Raw genomic sequence first — 18,294 nt, 5'->3', positions numbered from 1 at the left:
GCACCCCATGTCCGCACTGAACATCAAGAAGGGCTCGACCAGCCACTCGGCCTACGACCTCCGCTCGGCGCTGTCCGAAGTCGAGGAGAGCCACACCCTTGCCGTCATCGTCGAGAACGAGCCCGGGGTCCTGGCCCGGGTCATCGGGCTTTTCTCGGGGCGCGGCTACAACATCGACAGCCTGACCGTGGCCGAGGTTGACCACACCGGCCACCGCAGCCGCATCACCATCGTGACTCGCGGCACGCCGGCAGTCATCGACCAGATCGAGGCGCAGCTCAGCCGCATGGTTCCGGTCCACGCTGTCCAGGACCTGACCGCCGAAGGCCCGTCCGTCCAGCGCGAACTTGCGCTGATCAAGGTCAAGGGCAAGGGCGACCAGCGGATCGAGGCCCTGCGCCTGGCCGAGATCTTCCGGGCCAACGTGGTCGACAGCACGCTGGAAAGCTTCGTCTTCGAGATGACCGGCACGCCCGAGAAGATCGACGCCTTCGCCGAGCTGATGCGCCCCCTGGGACTGGTCGAGATCGCCCGCACCGGCGTCGCGGGGCTGAAGCGCGGCGTCTGAGCCTAGCTGTTCCGCGCCGGATACAGGTAGTCGCGCGTCATGGGCACCGTGCCGCGCGCCTTGGCCAGCTGCAGCTGGTGGATCACCAGGTGCCCCTCGGCAAAGCCCAGCTCGGCCGCCTGCAGGTAATAGCGCCACATCCGCACGAAGCGGTCGTCCTGCAGCTGCCGCACCCGGTCGATGTTGGCGTCGAACCGCTTCAGCCACTCTTGCAGAGTTCGCTCGTAATGGCCGCGCCAGACCTCGAGGTCGGACAGGATCAGGCCTGTCCGTTCGACCACGCGCATCGCCTGGCTGATGGTCGGGCAATAGGCGCCGGGGAAGATGTACTTGTTGAACCAGGGCGAGATGGTGTCGGGCGGCGACCAGCGACCGATGTAGTGGATCAGCGCCACCCCGTCCTCGGGCATCAGGTCCGCGACCTTGCGGAAATAGGTCCGCAGATGCGGCAGGCCCACATGCTCCATCATGCCCACCGAGACGACGCGGTCGTAGGTCTCGGTCACAGTGCGGTAGTCCTGCAGGCGGAAGGTCACCTGACCCTCCAGCCCCGCCTCGCGGGCGCGGACCTTTGCCTCGGCCAGCTGGACCTCGGACAGGGTGATCCCGGTGACTTCGACCCCGTGGTCGCGCGCCAGCGTCAGCGCCAGGGTCCCGAAGCCGCAGCCGATGTCGAGGACCCGCATCCCCGGCCGCAACAGAAGCTTCCCGGCGATATGCGCCATCTTCGCGGCCTGCGCCTCGTCCAGGGTCATGTCGGGGCGGCGGAAATAGGCGCAGGTGTATTGCTTGGTCTCGCCCAAGAACTGGTCATAAAGCTCGGGCGAGATGTCGTAGTGATGGGCGACGTTGCGCCGCGCCACCCCCAGGCGGTTCCAGATTGCCCAGGACCGCGCACCTTTCGCCAGGGCCACCAGCTGCGGCAAGGGGGACGGCAGGCGGCGGCCGCGCGCGTTGCGCAAGGCGAAGGCCAGGAAGCTGCGCACATCGTCGCCGCGGATCGTCAGGCGGCCGTCCATATAGGCCTCGCCCATCGCCAGGTCGGGCCGGGCCAGGAATTTCCGAGGCAGGTCGGGATCATGCAGCGTGACAGAAGTCGCAGGAGGCCCGCCCGGGCCGAAGACCTCGGTCGAGCCGTCGGCAAAGGTCAGTTCCAGCAGCCCCGTGCGCACCCCCCGGCGCAAGAGCGCCGTCAAAGCCCGGTTCCAGTCCACCGCCCGCCCTCCTGCTTCACACGCCCAAAGCCGACAACGCGCGGGTTGCAGACCGGTTCCTAGCGGCCGGAGAACACCGGCGGGCGTTTGCCCAGGAAGGCCGAAACGCCCTCGCGGAAATCGGCGCTGGCGCCGCAGGTGCCTTGCAGCCGGGCCTCGACGGCCAGCTGCGCTTCCAGCGACTGGTCGAACGCCCCGCGCATCGCCTGCTTCAGCGCCGCATAGGTCCCGGTCGGTCCCGCCGCCAGTTTCGCGGCCCGGGCCTGGACGACCTCGGCGAAGCGGTCATCGGGGATAGCCTCCCAGATCATCCCCCAGGCCTCGGCCTGACGCGCCGTGACCGGTTCGGCCAGAAGCGCCGCACCCATCGCGCGCTGAAGGCCGACGCGACGGGGCAGGAAGCTGGTGCCGCCCGCGTCGGGGATCAGGCCGATCCGGGTGAAGGCCTGGACAAAGACCGCGCTGTCGCAGGCAATCACCAGGTCGCAGGCCAGCGCGAGATTCGCCCCCGCCCCGACCGCCGCGCCGTTCACCGCCGCGATGACCGGAACCGGTGCCTCGGTGATCGCGCGGATCATGGGCACGTATTCGTCATTCAGGATCGACTCGAAGCCCGCGGCCTCCAGCCCCGAGGCGTCGGTGAGGTCCTGGCCCGAGCAGAAACCGCGCCCTGCCCCGGTCAGCAGGATCACGCGGGCGGAGTGGCCGGCGCGCAGGGCCTCCAGCAGGTCGACGCGCATCTGCCGGTTCAGCGCGTTCATCACCTCGGGCCGGTTCATCGTGATCCGATGCACCCCGCCTTCGACCTCGATCTTCACCAGTTCCGACATCCGTCCCTCCCGCTTTTGGCCATGATGGACAAGCCCTGCACCCGCGCCAAGCCGGACGCGGCGTCACGGGAGAACGGAATGACAGTCCGTGCTGGGTGCTACTTCTTCAGGATTTCCTGCAGCCGCGTCTCTTCCTCGGGCGACAGGGCCACTTCGGGGGCGACGCGCCGCCGCCCTGCCGCGACCGCGACCGCGGTCCCGGCAAGCAGAAGCCCCGGCCCGGCCAGCCAGAGGACCAGGTTCACACCTTCCGCCGGAGGGTTGAAAAGGACACCCTCACCATAACGCGCGACGATGTAGTCCACGACCTGGTCGTCGGTGTCGCCCGCGACCAGCCGTTCACGGATGATGAGCCGAAGGTCGCGGCTGATGGGCGCGTTGCTGTCGTCGATGGTCTCGCCCTGGCAGACCGGGCAGCGGATGTCGCGGCTGATCTCGCGGGCGCGGGATTCCAGGACCGGATCGGCCAGCATCTCGTCCGGCTGGACTGCGCCGACCGGAGCGGCGGCCAGAAGGAACGCGAGAAGAAGCGCCGCGCGTCTCATTCCGCCGGAACCCCGGCCGGCACGCGACGCGCGCCCGCGGCGACCCGGTAGCGCCGGTCGGACAGGCTGAGAAGACCACCCAGCGCCATCAGGATGCAGCCCGCCCACAGCCAGTTGGCGAAGGGCTCGATATAGCTGCGGACGGCCCAGCCCCCGCTTTGCTGCCGGTCGCCCAACACCAGGTAGACGTCGCGCAGGAAGCCGTAGTCGATAGCGGCCTCGGTCGTCGGCATCTGCGCCACGGGGTAGATGCGCTTTTCGGGGTTCAGAACCGTGACGACCTCGCCGTTCCGGAGCACCGTCATCCAGCCCATCGTCGAGGTGTAGTTCGGCCCTTGCACCTCCTCGACCTTGTCGAGCCGCACTTCGTAGCGGCCGAGCGGGAAAGTCTCGCCCTCCTGCACCACGCGGATGTCCTCGATTTTCCAGGACATCATGGCCGAGACCGCGAAGATCGTGACGCCCAGGCCGAAATGCGCCGTGGCCTTGCCCCAGTCGGCCCGCGGCAACCGGCCAAGCCGGGCCAGCCGCGCGCCCAGCCCCTCGCGTCCCGTCCGGGCCCAGATGTCGGCCAGCGCGCCGAACCCGACCCAGGCGCCGAGCATCAGACCGATCGGCCCCAGTGCCGTGCGGCCCGTCTGCATCGCGAAGGCCAGCGCGCCAAGCGCCACGGCCAGGACCATGACCGGGATCAGCCCGCGCAGGGACCGCCCGATATCGCCACGCTTCCAGGCCAGCATCGCGCCCGGAGGCAGGATCAGCGCCAAGGCCACCATGAAGGGCGAGAAGGCCGCGTTGAAGAAGGGCTCGCCCACCGACAGGTCGCGGCCCAGCAACATTGTCCCGACAAGCGGCCAGATTGTCCCAATAAAGACAACAAACGCCGCCACCGTCAGCAGGATGTTGTTCGCCACCAGCGCACTTTCGCGGCTGACGAGGCTGAACACCCCCCGCGCCTCCATCACGCCGGCGCGCAGCGCGAACAGGATCAGCGCGCCCCCGGTGAAGAAGCCGAGGATCATCAGGATGAAGACTCCCCGCTCGGGGTCGTTAGCAAAGGCGTGGACCGAGGTGATGACACCCGACCGCACGATGAAGGTGCCGATGAGGCTGAAGCCGAAGGCCATGATCGCCAGGAGGATCGTCCAGGCCTTCAGGCTTTCGCGCTTTTCCACCACGATGGAACTGTGCAGCAGCGCCGCCGCCAGAAGCCAGGGCATGAAGCTTGCGTTCTCGACCGGGTCCCAGAACCAGAACCCGCCCCAGCCGAGCTCGTAATAGGCCCACCAGGACCCCAGCGCGATGCCGATGGTCAGGAACACCCAGGCCGCGAGCGTCCAGGGCCGCACCCAACGGCCCCAGGCCGCGTCCACCCGGCCCTCGATCAGCGCGGCCACCGCAAAGCTGAATGCCATCGAAAGGCCGACATAGCCGAGGTAGAGGAACGGCGGATGAAAAGCCAACCCCGGGTCCTGCAAGAGCGGGTTCAGGTCCTGCCCGTCCAGAGGCGGCATCGCCAGCCGCCAGAAGGGGTTCGAGGTGAGAAGCAGAAACAGCAGGAACGCGACCCCGATCATCCCCTGCACCGCCAGAACTCGCGCCTTCAACCGCGAGGGCAGCCCGCCCCCGAACGCCGCCACCGCCGCGCCATAGACCGCCAGGATCAGCACCCAGAGCAGAAGCGAGCCCTCGTGGTTCCCCCAGACGCCCGACACCTTGTACAGCATCGGCTTCAGCGTGTGCGAGTTTGAGACCACGACCGCAAGCGAGAAGTCCGACACGACGAAGGCCCAGGTCAGCGCCGCGAACGAGGCCGCGACCAGCACCATCTGCACCAGCGCCGCGGGCCCCGCCAGCGCCATCAGCCGCGCGTCCCCCCGGTGCGCGCCCCAAAGCGGCAGGGTCGACTGCACCAGCGCCACCATCAGCGCAAGGATCAGCGCGAAATGCCCAAGCTCGACGATCATCTGCCTCTCCTGTTGTTGGTCGCAATGATAGGCGCTGCGGCCGCCGGGGGAAAGGCCTGCGCCCTTCCGCCGCGCCGGCACGGCAGAATGACAGCCCCGGGCCGCCTCTCCCGCCGAATTGCCGGTTGCCACCCGGCGTCCGCCCCCGCTACACCCGGACCAAAGCAGGAGGACCCCATGCCCAAGACCATCCTGATCGGCGCGCCCATCGACAGCGGACAGAAGCGCCCCGGCTGCCTCATGGGCCCCGCCGCGTACCGCGTGGCCGGGATCGCCCGCGAGGTCGTGGCCGAGGGGCACGGGGTCGAGGACTGGGGCGACCTGAGCCTGTCGGACCTGAAACCCCTCACCTGCCCCAATCCTGTCGTGCACGATCTGGCCGAGACAGTCGCCTGGACCGAGATCCTGATGGACAAGGTCGACGACGCGCTGTCGCAGGGTGGCTTTCCGATCATCATGGGCGGCGACCATTCGCTGGCGCTCGGCTCGGCCGCCGGCGCTGCAGCCTATGCCGCGCGGCAGGACCGGCCGTTGTTCCTGCTGTGGCTAGACGCACATTCCGACTTCCACACGCCGATGACGACGACCTCGGGCAATCTGCACGGCACACCGCTTGCCTATATCGCCGGCCGCGATGGGTTCGACGCCTTCCCGCCCTTCCCGGCCCCCGTCCCCGCGCACCGCATCTGCATGTTCGGCATCCGCTCGGTAGACCCGGCCGAACAGGCCGCGATGCAGGAGCGCGACATCTTCATCAACGACATGCGCGTCATCGACGAGCGCGGGCTTGTCGCCCCCTTGCGAGAGTTCCTGGATCTCGTGCGGCGCGAGGGCGGGATGCTTCACGTTAGCCTTGACGTGGACTTCCTCGACCCCTCCATCGCCCCCGCCGTCGGAACCACCGTCCCCGGCGGCGCGACCTTCCGCGAGGCGCATCTGGTGATGGAGCTTCTGCACGAAAGCGGTCTGGTCACCTCGCTGGACCTCGTGGAACTGAACCCTTTCCTCGACGACCGGGGCATGACTGCCCGGTTGATGGTGGACCTGGTGGGCAGCCTCATGGGCAAGAAAGTCTTCGACCGGCCGACCCGGGCGAAATAGGCATTTGCCTAGAAATGACGGCATGTCCCTGATGTCAAAGATACATTTCGATGTATATATCTTTGTATATACAGCAGTTATCCACAACGAAAAGAACCTCGCCACACGCCATGATTGTTTCGAAAATGTGAGCTTCTTGCGCTGAGGAATTTTCGAACAATCCCTCACGGACATCGGAAATGTCGCCAAAGCGGAGACAACTTAGTGAATGCGGAACTCCCCCACGACGTTGCGCCATTCGCCGGGCGCGATCAGTTTGCGATGGGTGAAGCGCACCGAATGCAGCGGGCCCTCGATCTTTTCCTGCCAGAATTCGATGAACTGGAAAAGCTTGGGGTAATCCGGTGCCAGGTCATACTCCTGCCAAATGAAGCTGTTGAGAACATTGCGATAATCCGGCATCCGGTAGTACAACTCCGCCGTCGTCAGCCCATAACCTTTCAGCATCAGTTCCGTCTCGCGTCCGACCATACCCATCCTCCTTTCCGGTGGCCCATGACGGAATCATGACATCAGCCTGTCAAAAATCAACGAAAACAGTATGTTGGCACTCTTTGTTGATGGCTGCCAATCCGGGTACAAGCTGCCATTGCACCCCATAGCTAGGATGGTGTATCTTTCCGCCTGCTAAATCTTGATCCCGCAAGGAAGGCGCGCGCCCTCATGGCCGATACCCCGGAAGATACTGACAACAAAGAAGAAAACCCGGAGCGTCCCGTCCACCACGGCCCGCAGGTCGACATCGCGGCCGAGATGAAGACCGCCTATCTCGACTACGCGATGAGCGTGATCGTCTCGCGCGCGATCCCTGACCTTCGTGACGGGCTGAAACCGGTGCACCGCCGCATCCTCTTTGCGATGCACGAAAGCGGCAACACGCATGACAAGGCCTACCGCAAGTCGGCCCGCCCGGTGGGCGACACGATGGGGAAGTACCACCCCCACGGCGACTCGGCGATCTATGACGCGCTGGTGCGGATGGCGCAGCCGTTTTCCATGTCCCTGCCGCTTCTGGACGGTCAGGGGAACTTCGGCAGCATGGACGGCGATAACGCTGCGGCCATGCGCTATACCGAAGTCCGGATGGACAAGCCCGCGGCCTTCCTTCTGTCGGACATCGACAAGGAGACGGTCGATTTCCAGGACAACTACGACGGCAAGGACAAGGAGCCCACCGTCCTCCCCGCCCGCTTCCCGAACATGCTGGTCAACGGCGCCGGCGGGATCGCGGTCGGCATGGCGACGAACATCCCGCCGCACAACCTGGGCGAAGTGATCGACGGCACGCTGGCGCTCATCGAGAACCCCGACATCTCCATGGAACAGCTGATGGAGATCATTCCGGCCCCCGACTTCCCGACGGGCGGGCAGATCCTTGGGCGTTCGGGTGCTCGCAAGGCTTATCTGGAGGGCCGCGGCAGCGTCATCATCCGCGCCAAGACCCACATCGAGGAGCTGCGCAAGGACCGCTGGGGCATCGTGATCGACGAGATCCCGTATCAGGTCAACAAAGCCACGATGATCGAGAAAATCGCCGAGCTCGTCCGCGAAAAGCGGATCGAGGGCATCGCCGGAATCGCCGACGAATCCGACCGGATCGGCGTCCGCGTGGTGATCGAGCTCAAGCGCGACGCGACGCCCGACGTGGTGCTGAACCAGCTCTTCCGCTTCTCGACCATGCAGGTCAGCTTCGGCTGCAACATGCTGGCGCTGAACGGTGGCCGGCCCGAACAGCTGACCCTTCGCGATTTCCTCAGCCATTTCATCACCTTCCGCGAGGAAGTTGTCGCGCGCCGCACCGCCTTTGAGCTGCGGAAAGCCCGTGAACGCAGCCACATCCTTTGCGGCCTCGCCGTCGCCGTGTCGAACGTGGATGAGGTTGTAGCTACAATCCGCGCCTCCGCCGACCCGGCCGAGGCACGTGACAAGCTGATGACCCGCCGCTGGCCGGCCCACGACATCGCCGCGTATATACGCCTGATCGACGATCCATCGCACACGATCAATGAGGACGGGACCTACAACCTCTCTGAAGTGCAGGCCCGCGCGATCCTCGACCTCCGCCTCCAGCGCCTGACCGCGATGGGCGTGAAGGAGGTCACGGACGAACTGGAAGAATTGGCCGGGAAGATCAAGGACTTCCTCGACATTCTTTCCTCGCGCGAGCGGATCATGGCGATCATCTCGGACGAACTCCGCGAGGTCAAAGCCCTCTTCGCCGTCCCCCGCCGCACCGAAATCGCCGACTGGTCCGGCGACATGGAGGACGAGGACCTGATCGAGCGCGAGGACATGGTCGTCACCATCACCTCGGGCGGCTACATCAAGCGCACCCCCCTCGCCGAATTCCGCGCCCAGAACCGCGGCGGCAAGGGTCTCAGCTCGATGCAGACCAAGGACGACGACGTGGTTACCACGCTTTTCGTTGCGAATACGCATACTTGGCTCTTGTTCTTCACGACCGACGGCATGGTCTACAAGCTGAAGACCTGGCGCCTGCCGCTTGCGGGCCGCACCGCCAAGGGCAAGGCGCTGGTCAACATCCTGCCGATCCAGAACGGCATCACCATCGCCGCCCTGATGCCCGTGGATGTGCCGGAAGAAGACTGGGGCAACCTCCAGATCGTCTTCGCGACTTCGGACGGCGACGTCCGCCAGAACGACCTGTCGGACTTCACCAACGTCATGCGCAACGGCAAGATCGCGATGAAGCTGCCCGAGGGCGTCTCCCTGGTGAACGCGGCCATCGCGGATGAGAACGACGACATCATGCTCGTCACCGAAGCCGGCCGCGCCATCCGCTTCTCCACCACGGAAATCCGGGTGTTCCGGTCGCGCGAATCCACCGGCGTGCGCGGCATCCGTCTGGCGGACGGCGACCATGTCGTCTCGATGTCGATCATCCGCCACTTCGAGGCCACACCCGAGGAGCGCGAGGCCTACCTCAAGCAGCGCCGCCTGATGGCCGGGATCACCGAGGACGACACCGACGACGAGGAAGAACACGTCCCCGCCGGCCAGCTCTCCCCCGAGCGCTACGCCGAGATGTCGGCAGCCGAGGACCTGATCCTGACGGTCACGAAAGGCGGGTCGGGCAAGCTCTCCTCCTCCCACGACTACCCGGTCCGGGGCCGCGGCGGCATGGGCGTCAAGGCCATCTCCCCGGGCCCAAGGGGCGGCCGCATCATCGCCTCCTTCCCGGTCGAGACCTCCGACCAGATCATGCTCGCCACCTCCTCTGGCCAGTCGATCCGCACGCCGGTGGAGCAGGTCAGCTTCCGCTCGCGGTCGGCAGGCGGCGTGAAGATCTTCGCCATCGGCGCGGACGAGGAAGTCGTCTCCGTCGCCCGCGTCGCCGATCAGGGAGAAGAGTGATGGAGGCCTGGCTTGGCACGGCCGCCTTCGCGCTCTTCTTCGCGTTTGGCGCAATCCTCCTCGGTCGGTACCAGACGTCGAAATATCAGAAGTACCTCGGCCAGCACTCTGCGACGACGGAACAGATGCTGGAAGAGCAGCGCCGCACCCAAGAGGTCCTGACCCGGCAGACCCTGGCGCTGGAACGGATCGCCGTCGCCCTTGAAAAGCGCGCTTGAAGCCCGCCTTGCGGCCCTCGCGGCTGCGGGCGAGACCATGACCTACGGCGACCTCGCGCGGGAGCTCGGGCTGCGCATGGCCGACCTCACCGCCCGGCTGGAAACTCTGATGGAGGAGGACGCCGGCCAAGGCGCCCCCTTCCGCGCCGCGCTTCTTCGCCAAAGGCTTTCGGCTGACCACCTTCCGGCCCCCGGCTTCTTCCAGAAAGCTGCCGCCTTGGGCATCAGCGTCCTGGACCCCGTCGCTTTCGTCGCGGACCAGCGCGCCCGCCTGCGCTGATCTGCACCAGCGCACAAAAGCCCTGCCCCTGCACGGAATTTGCACAAAAGCGCATCCATGCAAGAAGCCGGCATCCGGCAATAGACCGGGACAACGCGCTCAAGGGATCATCATGGACCAGTTGAAAGCTTATTCGCCGCTCATCGCCCGCCTCTTCATCGGCGGCTTCTTCCTCCTCGCCGGCGTCGGCAAGATCGGCGATGTCGCCGGGACCGCCGGCTACATCCAGTCCGTGGGCCTGCCCGGCTTTCTCGCCTGGCCCGCGATCATCTTCGAGATCGCGCTCGGCCTGGCGCTGATCGTCGGCTTCCAGACCCGCATCGCGGCGCTGGCCGGCGCGGCCTTCTGCATCTTCACCGCCCTGTTCTTCCACAACAACCTCGCGGACCAGATCCAGATGATCATGTTCCTCAAGAACTTCTCGATCGCTGGCGCCTTCCTGATGTTCTTCGCCTTCGGTCCGGGCAAGCTTGCCCTCGACAAGGCCTAAGGACCACGGGCCGGGGCCAAGCGCCCCGGCTTCCCTTTTCCGGCAAACCGCCCTACATCGGCGGCATGACAGACCCCCTTCACATCATCGGCGGCGGCATGGCGGGCTCCGAGGCTGCCTGGGCCGCCGCGAACCTTGGCGTCCCCGTGGTGATTCACGAGATGCGGCCCAAGGTTGCCACCTTCGCGCACCGGACCGGCGATTTTGCCGAGATGGTCTGCTCGAACTCCTTCCGCTCGGATGACCACGAACGCAATGCCGTGGGCCTGATCCACTGGGAGATGCGGCAGGCAGGCAGCCTGGTGATGGAAATGGCGCACCAACACCGCCTTCCCGCCGGAGGAGCGCTGGCGGTGGACCGCGACCCCTTCGCCCGCGCCGTGACCGAAAAGCTGAAGGCGCACCCGCTGATTTCCACGTCCTATGAGGAAGTTACCGAACTCCCTTCATCTGGCCACTGGATCATCGCCACCGGTCCGCTGACCAGCCCGTCACTTGCCGAAAGCATTCGCGTAACTACAGGGGCCGACGCCCTGGCTTTCTTCGACGCCATCGCGCCTATCGTATATACAGACACCATCGACATGTCCGTGGCCTGGCTGCAAAGCCGCTACGACAAGGGTGAGACGGAGGACGAGCAGAAGGCCTACATCAACTGCCCGATGACCCGGGATCAGTACGAGGCGTTCATCGACGCGCTTCTGGCCGCCGAGAAGACCGAGTTTCACGAAGGTGAAACCGCCGGCTATTTCGACGGCTGCCTTCCCATCGAAGTCATGGCCGAACGCGGCCGCGAGACGCTTCGCCACGGCCCGATGAAGCCCGTAGGCCTGACCAATGCGCACCAGCCGGACGTGAAGCCCTACGCCGTGGTGCAGCTGCGACGCGACAACAAGCTGGGCACGCTGCACAACATCGTGGGCTTCCAGACCAAGATGAAATACGGCGCGCAAACCGCTGTTTTCAAGATGATTCCGGGGCTGGAGAACGCCAGCTTCGCCCGCCTTGGGGGCATCCACCGGAACACTTTCATCAACTCGCCCACGCTTCTTGACGCCCAGATGCGGCTGACGTCGCGCCCGTATATACGCTTCGCTGGCCAGATCACCGGGGTCGAAGGCTATGTCGAATCCGCCGCCATGGGCCTTCTGGCCGGGCGAATGGCCGCGCACGAGATACTCGGGCGCGAGCTTCCGCCGCCGCCGCCCGAAACGGCGATGGGCGCGCTCGTCACCCACATCACCGGCGGGGCCGAGGCGAAGACCTTCCAGCCGATGAACGTGAACTTCGGCCTCTTCCCGCCAATCGACGCCAAAAGCGGGCGTCGCGGCCGGCATGACCGCTACAAGGCCTATACAGACCGCGCGAAGCAGGCCTTCACCGAATGGCTTTCGTAACCCGCTTCGCGCCAAGCCCGACCGGCCCACTGCACCTGGGTCACGCCTATTCCGCGATCCTCGCGCATGACATGGCCCGCGCCGCCGGGGGCCGGTTCCTGCTGCGCATGGAGGATACCGACCTTGAGCGCTGCAGGCCCGAATGGGACGCGTTGATCCAGGAGGACCTGCGCTGGCTTGGCCTGGCCTGGGATGGGCCGATCCTGCGGCAGGCGGAGCATATCGCCAGCTACAACACCCGCCTGGAAACCCTTGAGACGAAAGGGCTTCTTTACCCCTGCTCTTGCACCCGGTCTGACATCCGCGCGGCCCTTGCCGCCCCGCAGGAGGGTGTGGCCTTCAATGTCTATCCCGGCACTTGCCGGCATCGTCCAATGGAAAGCCGCAAGTCGGGCGACGCTCTGCGACTGAACCTTGCGGCTGCGCTGGAGTCTCTTGCAGGCGTCGACCTTTGCTTCACCGAAACCGGACCCGCGCATTCCGGCCTTCACCGCGTCGATCCCGACCAGGCCATGCGCCAGATCGGCGACGTGGTCCTGTCGCGCAAGGGCGAGGACATCGTGGCCTATTTCCTTGCGTCAAGCTTCGACGATGCGGACCAGGGCATCACCCATGTGATCCGCGGCGAGGACCTCTTCGACTTCACGCCCGTCCAGGTCATCCTTCAGCATCTCTTCGGCCTGCCAACGCCCGTCTATCACCACCACCGCCTGATCCGGGACGATCACGGAAAGCGCCTCGCCAAGCGCGACGATGCGCGGGCGATCCGGAAGTACCGGGAGGACGGCGCAACCCCTGCCGACATCCGGCGCATGGTCGGGTTACCAAGTCCTTAACGCCCGCCGCCAAGTCCCTGATAGCAAAGGCAGCATCAGGAATGTCCACCGTGGACAGGGTCCATGAAGATGACCTCTTCCCCGTTCCGGACCGCCGTGTAGAAGCAGGATAGCCGGTCCGTGTGACAGGCCGGCCCCTCCTGCTCGACCAGCGCCAGCAGGCAGTCCCGGTCGCAGTCCACCCGCAGCTCCACCAGCCGCTGGTGGTGCCCCGAGGTCTCTCCCTTCACCCAGAACGCTCCCCGCGAGCGCGACCAGTAGGTCACCTTCCCCGTCTCCAGGGTCCGGCTGACCGAGGCCGCGTTCATCCAGGCGACCATCAGAACCTCGCCCGAGACGGCATCCTGCGCCACGCAGGGGATCAGCCCCGCGGCATCATACTTTAGTGTGGCCGGGTCGAAGGGCATGGGCTTCTCCTTGGCAGGCGGGCGCGCCGGGTCTACATACGAAGTCAGTCGAGGGATTACCATGAGCGACAGCGACCTCATCAAGCTCTACTCCGCCCGTATCCTGGGGCTTGCCGCCGACATCCCGCATCTCGGCCGCTTGCCCGCGCCGCAGGGAACGGCCCGGCGACGGTCGCCTCTCTGCGGGTCGACGGTCACCGCCGACGTGGTGGTCAAGGACGGCCGCATCGCCGAGTTCGCCCAGGACGTGAAAGCCTGCGCCCTGGGTCAGGCCTCGGCCGCGGTTTTGGGAGAGGTCGTGATCGGCCGCACCCTGCCCGAGTTGCAGGCCGCAAGGGATGCCCTGCGCGCGATGCTGAAGGACGGTGGTCCCGTCCCCCCCGCGCCATTCCAAGGCTATGAGGTCCTGGCCCCGGCGCGCGATTACAAGAACCGCCACGCCTCGATCCTGCTCGCGCTGGAAGCCGTCTGCGAGGCGATGGAGGCCGCACAGGCCGCCGCATGAAAAAACCGCCGCGCATCCGGGGAAGGATGGCGGCGGCAGTGGCGCGTCTGGGATGACGGTGGGCCAGGCGAGGCGGACCGTCAGCTTGGGGGACAGAGCGCGGGGCAGAAACCTCAGTGCAGGCCGGGCACGGACAGCACGGCGAAGAGCAAGACGAACAGCGACGCGACACCGACCAGATCTTCCATCGCGCCTTTCGGGGTGTGGCTCAGCAGGGTCTTCATGGCGTCTTTCATCGCGTCCTCCATGATCGTGTTGCTGAATTGTTCTCACATCCGAAACGTCCTGTAAAGAACTTTTTAAGAACATTCGTGAACAGACCGGAACGATGGGTCAGCCGACGCTCATCAGACGCAAGGCTCGGTCCTGGTCCATCAGCCACAGAAGCGCCCGTGCGGCCTTGCCACGCGGGCTGGACAGGTCCGGGTCATCCAACAGAAGCTTCCGGGCGTCGGATTGCGCCAAGGCCATCAGGCTCGCCTGCCGTTCCAGGTCCGCCACCCTAAAGCGCGGCAGACCGGACTGGGCGGTTCCGATCAGGTCACCCGCGCCGCGCATCGCCAGGTCTTCCTCGGCGATGCGGAAGCCGTCCTCGGTGTCCCGGATCGTGGTCAGCCGGCGCCGGCCGGTCTCGTTCAAGGGCGGCTGATACATCAGGAGGCAAGTCGACGCCGCCTCGCCCCGCCCGACCCTGCCCCGCAACTGGTGGAGCTGCGCAAGGCCAAAGCTTTCCGCCTGCTCGATCACCATGATCGTCGCGTTCGGCACGTTGACCCCGACCTCGATCACCGTCGTCGCCACCAGGACGGCGGTCTCACCGGCCACGAAGCGGGCCATGGCCGCATCCTTTTCGGCCGGCGGCATCTGGCCGTGCACCAGACCGACGCGGTCCCCGAGGGCCGCGCGAAGAACCTTGAAGCGCTCTTCGGCACTGGCGTAGTCGACGACCTCGGACTCCTCGACCAGCGGGCAGACCCAATAGGCCTGCCGCCCCTCGGCCACCGCCTTGCGCAGGTGGTCGACCACTTCGTCCAGCCGCTCGGCCGAGACCATCGCAGTGCGGATCGGCTTCCGGCCCGCCGGTTTCTCATCCAGGACGGAGACATCCATGTCGCCATGCGTGGCAAGCGCGAGGCTGCGGGGAATGGGCGTCGCCGTCATCACAAGGACGTCCACCGCAGCGCCCTTCGAGCCGAGTTCCATCCGTTGCGCCACGCCGAACCGGTGCTGTTCGTCCACCACGGCCAGGCGCAGATCCTTGAACGCGACGTCCTTCTGGAAGACGGCATGGGTCCCGACGAGGATCGGAATCCGCCCCATGGCGAGATCCTCGAGCTTCATCGCGCGGTCGGCCCCGCGGTCGCGGCCCGTCAGCAGCTCCAGCCGTACACCCGCAGCGCGGGCCAGCGGGGCGAGGCCTTCGAAATGCTGCCGGGCAAGGATTTCGGTTGGCGCCATCATGACGCCCTGGCCCCCGGCCTCGACCGCGATCAGCAGCGCCTGGAAGGCGACAAGTGTCTTTCCGGCCCCGACGTCGCCCTGCAGAAGCCGGTTCATCCGCAGGGGACGGGCCATGTCGGCCGCGATTTCCGAGACTGCGCGAACCTGCGCCCCCGTCGGCGCATAAGGCAGACTTTCCAGGACCTTGTCGCGCAAAGCTCCCGTGCCTTCAGTGCAGATGCCCTTGCCGCGCCGCAGGGTCGCACGGGCAATGGACAGTGTCAGCTGGTGGGCGAAAAGCTCGTCATAGGCGAGGCGCTGGCGAGCGGGATGGGTGAAGGCAAGCCCTGCCGCGCCCGTTGGCCCATGCGCCGCGTGCAGGGCCGCGGCCCAGCCCGGCCAACCCTCGCGCAGGATCAGCGCGGGATCGGCCCATTCCGGCAAATCGGGCAGCCGCGTCAGGGCCGCTTGGGCCGCCCTGCCGACCACACGCTGGGTAAGCCCCGCCGCCAGCGGATAGACCGGCTCATAGGCGGGGAGTTCGTGCTTCTCCTCCACCCGCAGGACGTGATCGGGGTGGACCATCTGGGCGATGCCGTCGAAGAACTCGACCTTGCCCGAAACGAGGCGACGCTGGCCGGTCGGCAGTAGCTTCGCCAAGGCCTCGCCCCGGGCATGAAAGTAGACCAGCAGGAATTCGACCCGCGCATCGCGGACATGGATGCGGTAGGGGCCGCCCTTCCGGCGCGGCGGCACATGCTGGCCGATCTCGACCTCGACCGTCAGGGTAGCGGGCGGCACCACCTCGCGCACGGATTGGCGCAGAGCGCGGTCGACGCCAGAATGGGGCAAGAGGTAAAGAAGGTCCTTTGGCCGGGTGATGCCCAGGCTCTCGAACGCCTTCGCGGCCTTCGGGCCGACCCCCGGCAGCGTCTCGATCCCCGCGAACAGGGGAAAAAGCGCTTCCGGCCGGCTCATCCGCCGATCAGCTCCAGCCAGGCGTCCTCGTCGATGATCTTCACGCCCAACCGTTCCGCATCCTTGGCCTTGGAGCCCGCGCCCGGCCCGGCGATCAGAAAGTCGGTCTTGGCGCTGACGCTGCCCGCGACCTTTGCCCCCAGCGCTTCCGCCCGCGCCTTGGCCTCGGCCCGGGTCATCTTTTCCAGCGTGCCGGTGAAGACGACGGTCTTCCCGGCCACCGGCGAGTCGACCTGCCCCCGTGCCGCGACGGGCTGGATCGACAGCTGCGCTGCCAGCGCGTCGATGGCTTCGCGCTCGGCGGGGTTCTGGAAGGCATCGACCAGGCTTTGCGCCATGACCTCGCCCACGCCGTTGATCGAGTTCAGCTCGGCCCATTCCGGCGTGCCCGGAGTGGCCTTGGCGATGGCGGCTTCGAACGCCTCCCACGTGTTGTAATGGCGTGCAAGAAGGCCCGCGGCGACCTCGCCCACGTGGCGGATGCCGAAGGAGAAGATCAGCCGGTCAAGCGGGATGGTGCGCCGCGCCTCGATGGCGGCGAACAGCTTTGCGGCCGAGGTTTCGCCGAAGCCTTCGCGATTTTTCAGTTTCTGCAGTGGGTTGGCGGTGTCTCTTGCAGCAAGGGTGAAGATGTCGGCGGGGGTCTTGACCGGCAAGGTCGGGTCCTTGAAGAACATCTCGACCTGCTTGGCGCCCAGACCCTCGATGTCGAAGGCGGCTCGGCTGACGAAGTGCTTCAGCCGCTCGACCGCCTGGGCCGGGCAGATCAGGCCCCCGGTGCAGCGGCGGACCGAGTCGCCCTCCTCGCGGTGGGCGGGGCTGCCGCATTCGGGGCATTCCGTTGGGAAAACATAGGGTTGTGCGCCATCCCTGCGACGGGAGAGATCCACGTCGGCGACCTTGGGGATCACGTCTCCGGCACGGTAGACCTGGACCCAGTCCCCGATTCGGATGTCCTTGCCGCCGCGGATCGTCTCGCCCCGGGAATCGCGGCCGGCGATGTAGTCCTCGTTGTGGAGCGTTGCGTTCTGCACCACGACGCCGCCCACCGTAACGGGGCGCAGTCGCGCGACGGGGGAAAGCGCCCCGGTGCGGCCGACCTGGATGTCGATGCCCAGAAGCTCGGTCCAGGCCAGTTCGGCAGGGAACTTGTGGGCGAGCGCCCAGCGGGGAGTGGAGGAGCGGAAGCCGAGGCGGGCCTGCAGGGCAAGGTCGTCGACCTTGTAGACAACGCCGTCGATGTCATAGCCCAGCGTGGAGCGCTGCGCTTCGATCAGGCGATAATGGGCCAGCATCGCGTCGGGTCCGGGGCAAAGGACGGTCAGCGGATTTGTCTGGAATCCCAGCAGCTTGAGCCGCTGGATGGCCTGGAACTGGGTGGCCGCCAGCGGTTCGGAATGGTCGCCCCAGGAATAGGCGAAGAAGCGGAGCGGCCGGGCGGCGGTGATCCGGGGATCGAGTTGGCGAAGCGATCCCGCGGCGGCATTGCGCGGGTTGGCGAAGGTCTTGTCGCCGTTGGCGGCCTGACGGGCATTCAGCGCGGCGAAGTCGGCGTGGGACATGTAGACCTCGCCCCGGACCTCGAGCACGTCCGGCACGTCGCCGGCCAGGCGCTGGGGGATGTCCGCGATCGTCTTCGCATTCTCCGTGACGTTTTCGCCCACCTCACCGTCGCCCCGGGTGGCGGCCTGCGCCAGCACCCCGCGTTCATAGCGCAGCGACAGCGACAGTCCGTCGATCTTCGGCTCGGCGGTATAGTGCAGCTCGCCCTGGAACCCGAGAAAACGTCGCACGCGGTCGTCGAATTCCGCCACTTCCTCGGCCGCGAAGGCGTTCTCGAGGGAAAGCATCCGGACGCGGTGCTGGACCTTCCCGAAGCCCTCGGCCACCGCAGCCCCCACCTGGTCCGACGGCGAATCCGCGCGCTTCAGGCCGGGGAACCGTACCTCGATGGCGGCATTCCGCCGCTTCAGCGCGTCATAGTCGGCGTCCGAGATCTCGGGCGCATCGAGCGTGTGGTAGGCGGTATTCGCAGCGGCGATGGCTTCAGCGAGCCGCGCGAGTTCCTGCCGCGCCTCGCCCTCTGTCAGCTGCTCGACCGCCTTCTCCACCATTGCCCGCCCCCTTGTTGCCCGAAGACGTT

General features: G+C 66.5%; 18 protein-coding genes. 9 read left to right on the top strand and 9 right to left on the bottom strand.

Features of this window, described 5'->3' with window-relative positions; genetic code table 11:
- Positions 1-7 precede the first annotated feature (7 nt).
- Entirely contained in the window at positions 8-568 is a 561-nt protein-coding gene (ilvN, locus tag ACE3Q6_RS12500) for an acetolactate synthase small subunit (RefSeq protein ID WP_374432603.1), read from the top strand.
- A 2-nt stretch (positions 569-570) separates the two neighbouring features.
- Here ilvN and ACE3Q6_RS12495 read toward each other — a convergent pair whose 3' ends face one another.
- The 4 genes from ACE3Q6_RS12495 to ACE3Q6_RS12480 form a co-directional block, all read right to left on the bottom strand.
- Positions 571-1,782, bottom strand: a complete 1,212-nt coding sequence (locus tag ACE3Q6_RS12495) for a class I SAM-dependent methyltransferase (RefSeq protein ID WP_374432597.1) — start codon at positions 1,780-1,782, stop codon at positions 571-573.
- Positions 1,783-1,841: 59 nt separating this feature from the next.
- Complete coding sequence (locus ACE3Q6_RS12490) at positions 1,842-2,612, bottom strand: enoyl-CoA hydratase-related protein (RefSeq protein WP_374432593.1); 771 nt, start codon at positions 2,610-2,612, stop codon at positions 1,842-1,844.
- 98 nt (positions 2,613-2,710) lie between these two features.
- The gene (locus tag ACE3Q6_RS12485; RefSeq protein WP_374432591.1) at positions 2,711-3,157 is read right to left on the bottom strand and encodes a cytochrome c-type biogenesis protein CcmH; all 447 of its coding nucleotides are present in this window, start codon (positions 3,155-3,157) and stop codon (positions 2,711-2,713) included.
- Complete coding sequence (locus ACE3Q6_RS12480; RefSeq protein ID WP_374432589.1) at positions 3,154-5,124, bottom strand: heme lyase CcmF/NrfE family subunit; 1,971 nt, start codon at positions 5,122-5,124, stop codon at positions 3,154-3,156. Before ACE3Q6_RS12480 ends, ACE3Q6_RS12485 begins: the two co-directional genes overlap by 4 nt.
- Positions 5,125-5,301: 177 nt before the next feature.
- Here ACE3Q6_RS12480 and rocF point away from each other — a divergent pair, with 177 nt between their 5' ends.
- Positions 5,302-6,225: an arginase gene (rocF, locus tag ACE3Q6_RS12475; protein ID WP_374432586.1), complete on the top strand. Its 924-nt coding sequence runs from the start codon at positions 5,302-5,304 to the stop codon at positions 6,223-6,225.
- Positions 6,226-6,426: 201 nt separating this feature from the next.
- On the opposite strand, the gene ACE3Q6_RS12470 is transcribed toward rocF, so the two are convergent.
- A complete protein-coding gene (locus tag ACE3Q6_RS12470) occupies positions 6,427-6,696 on the bottom strand; it encodes an usg protein (RefSeq protein WP_374432700.1) in 270 nt (89 codons plus the stop codon).
- A 192-nt stretch (positions 6,697-6,888) separates the two neighbouring features.
- Here ACE3Q6_RS12470 and gyrA point away from each other — a divergent pair, with 192 nt between their 5' ends.
- The 6 genes from gyrA to gluQRS all read left to right on the top strand — a co-directional run bounded on the left by gyrA (position 6,889) and on the right by gluQRS (position 12,821).
- A complete protein-coding gene (gene gyrA, locus ACE3Q6_RS12465) occupies positions 6,889-9,600 on the top strand; it encodes a DNA gyrase subunit A (protein WP_374432584.1) in 2,712 nt (903 codons plus the stop codon).
- A complete protein-coding gene (locus tag ACE3Q6_RS12460) occupies positions 9,600-9,818 on the top strand; it encodes a hypothetical protein (RefSeq protein WP_374432582.1) in 219 nt (72 codons plus the stop codon). Before gyrA ends, ACE3Q6_RS12460 begins: the two co-directional genes overlap by 1 nt.
- A complete protein-coding gene (locus ACE3Q6_RS12455; protein ID WP_374432580.1) occupies positions 9,802-10,098 on the top strand; it encodes a hypothetical protein in 297 nt (98 codons plus the stop codon). The genes ACE3Q6_RS12460 and ACE3Q6_RS12455 overlap by 17 nt, the downstream gene beginning before the upstream one ends.
- A gap of 112 nt (positions 10,099-10,210) precedes the next feature.
- Positions 10,211-10,588 carry a DoxX family protein gene (locus tag ACE3Q6_RS12450; RefSeq protein ID WP_374432577.1) on the top strand — a complete coding sequence of 126 codons (378 nt, stop codon included), beginning with the start codon at positions 10,211-10,213 and terminating at the stop codon, positions 10,586-10,588.
- 65 nt (positions 10,589-10,653) lie between these two features.
- Positions 10,654-11,985: a methylenetetrahydrofolate--tRNA-(uracil(54)-C(5))-methyltransferase (FADH(2)-oxidizing) TrmFO gene (trmFO, locus tag ACE3Q6_RS12445; protein ID WP_374432574.1), complete on the top strand. Its 1,332-nt coding sequence runs from the start codon at positions 10,654-10,656 to the stop codon at positions 11,983-11,985.
- Positions 11,973-12,821 (top strand): tRNA glutamyl-Q(34) synthetase GluQRS, encoded by an 849-nt coding sequence (gene gluQRS, locus ACE3Q6_RS12440; RefSeq protein ID WP_374432570.1) that lies wholly within the window; start codon positions 11,973-11,975, stop codon positions 12,819-12,821. The genes trmFO and gluQRS overlap by 13 nt, the downstream gene beginning before the upstream one ends.
- Before the next feature lie 35 nt (positions 12,822-12,856).
- Here the strand turns inward: gluQRS and hisI are convergent, their stop codons facing one another.
- On the bottom strand, positions 12,857-13,228 hold the full coding sequence (gene hisI, locus ACE3Q6_RS12435; protein WP_374432569.1) for a phosphoribosyl-AMP cyclohydrolase: 372 nt from the start codon (positions 13,226-13,228) through the stop codon (positions 12,857-12,859).
- Positions 13,229-13,289: 61 nt separating this feature from the next.
- On the opposite strand from hisI, the gene ACE3Q6_RS12430 reads away from it, so the two are divergent.
- A complete protein-coding gene (locus ACE3Q6_RS12430; RefSeq protein ID WP_374432568.1) occupies positions 13,290-13,733 on the top strand; it encodes an iron-sulfur cluster assembly scaffold protein in 444 nt (147 codons plus the stop codon).
- A 113-nt stretch (positions 13,734-13,846) separates the two neighbouring features.
- On the opposite strand, the gene ACE3Q6_RS12425 is transcribed toward ACE3Q6_RS12430, so the two are convergent.
- The 3 genes from ACE3Q6_RS12425 to ligA all read right to left on the bottom strand — a co-directional run bounded on the left by ACE3Q6_RS12425 (position 13,847) and on the right by ligA (position 18,265).
- Positions 13,847-13,969, bottom strand: a complete 123-nt coding sequence (locus tag ACE3Q6_RS12425; RefSeq protein ID WP_295076065.1) for a hypothetical protein — start codon at positions 13,967-13,969, stop codon at positions 13,847-13,849.
- 97 nt (positions 13,970-14,066) lie between these two features.
- Positions 14,067-16,151: an ATP-dependent DNA helicase RecG gene (gene recG, locus ACE3Q6_RS12420; protein WP_374432567.1), complete on the bottom strand. Its 2,085-nt coding sequence runs from the start codon at positions 16,149-16,151 to the stop codon at positions 14,067-14,069.
- A complete protein-coding gene (gene ligA, locus ACE3Q6_RS12415; protein WP_374432566.1) occupies positions 16,148-18,265 on the bottom strand; it encodes an NAD-dependent DNA ligase LigA in 2,118 nt (705 codons plus the stop codon). The genes recG and ligA overlap by 4 nt, the downstream gene beginning before the upstream one ends.
- Positions 18,266-18,294 lie beyond the last annotated feature (29 nt).

Origin of the sequence: Tabrizicola sp., assembly GCF_041913445.1 — a bacterium.
GTDB lineage: Bacteria > Pseudomonadota > Alphaproteobacteria > Rhodobacterales > Rhodobacteraceae > Tabrizicola.
This window is presented reverse-complemented; position numbering and strand designations above follow the sequence as displayed.

Coding starts and splice junctions, on each gene's coding strand:
- gluQRS (WP_374432570.1), top strand. CDS start 11,973: ATGGCTTTCGTAACCCGCTTCGCGCCAAGCCCGACCGGCCCACTGCAC.
- ACE3Q6_RS12425 (WP_295076065.1), bottom strand. CDS start 13,969: ATGAAAGACGCCATGAAGACCCTGCTGAGCCACACCCCGAAAGGCGCG.
- gyrA (WP_374432584.1), top strand. CDS start 6,889: ATGGCCGATACCCCGGAAGATACTGACAACAAAGAAGAAAACCCGGAG.
- ligA (WP_374432566.1), bottom strand. CDS start 18,265: ATGGTGGAGAAGGCGGTCGAGCAGCTGACAGAGGGCGAGGCGCGGCAG.
- rocF (WP_374432586.1), top strand. CDS start 5,302: ATGCCCAAGACCATCCTGATCGGCGCGCCCATCGACAGCGGACAGAAG.
- ACE3Q6_RS12490 (WP_374432593.1), bottom strand. CDS start 2,612: ATGTCGGAACTGGTGAAGATCGAGGTCGAAGGCGGGGTGCATCGGATC.
- ilvN (WP_374432603.1), top strand. CDS start 8: ATGTCCGCACTGAACATCAAGAAGGGCTCGACCAGCCACTCGGCCTAC.
- hisI (WP_374432569.1), bottom strand. CDS start 13,228: ATGCCCTTCGACCCGGCCACACTAAAGTATGATGCCGCGGGGCTGATC.
- ACE3Q6_RS12480 (WP_374432589.1), bottom strand. CDS start 5,124: ATGATCGTCGAGCTTGGGCATTTCGCGCTGATCCTTGCGCTGATGGTG.
- trmFO (WP_374432574.1), top strand. CDS start 10,654: ATGACAGACCCCCTTCACATCATCGGCGGCGGCATGGCGGGCTCCGAG.
- ACE3Q6_RS12485 (WP_374432591.1), bottom strand. CDS start 3,157: ATGAGACGCGCGGCGCTTCTTCTCGCGTTCCTTCTGGCCGCCGCTCCG.
- ACE3Q6_RS12450 (WP_374432577.1), top strand. CDS start 10,211: ATGGACCAGTTGAAAGCTTATTCGCCGCTCATCGCCCGCCTCTTCATC.
- ACE3Q6_RS12460 (WP_374432582.1), top strand. CDS start 9,600: ATGGAGGCCTGGCTTGGCACGGCCGCCTTCGCGCTCTTCTTCGCGTTT.
- ACE3Q6_RS12470 (WP_374432700.1), bottom strand. CDS start 6,696: ATGGTCGGACGCGAGACGGAACTGATGCTGAAAGGTTATGGGCTGACG.
- recG (WP_374432567.1), bottom strand. CDS start 16,151: ATGAGCCGGCCGGAAGCGCTTTTTCCCCTGTTCGCGGGGATCGAGACG.
- ACE3Q6_RS12430 (WP_374432568.1), top strand. CDS start 13,290: ATGAGCGACAGCGACCTCATCAAGCTCTACTCCGCCCGTATCCTGGGG.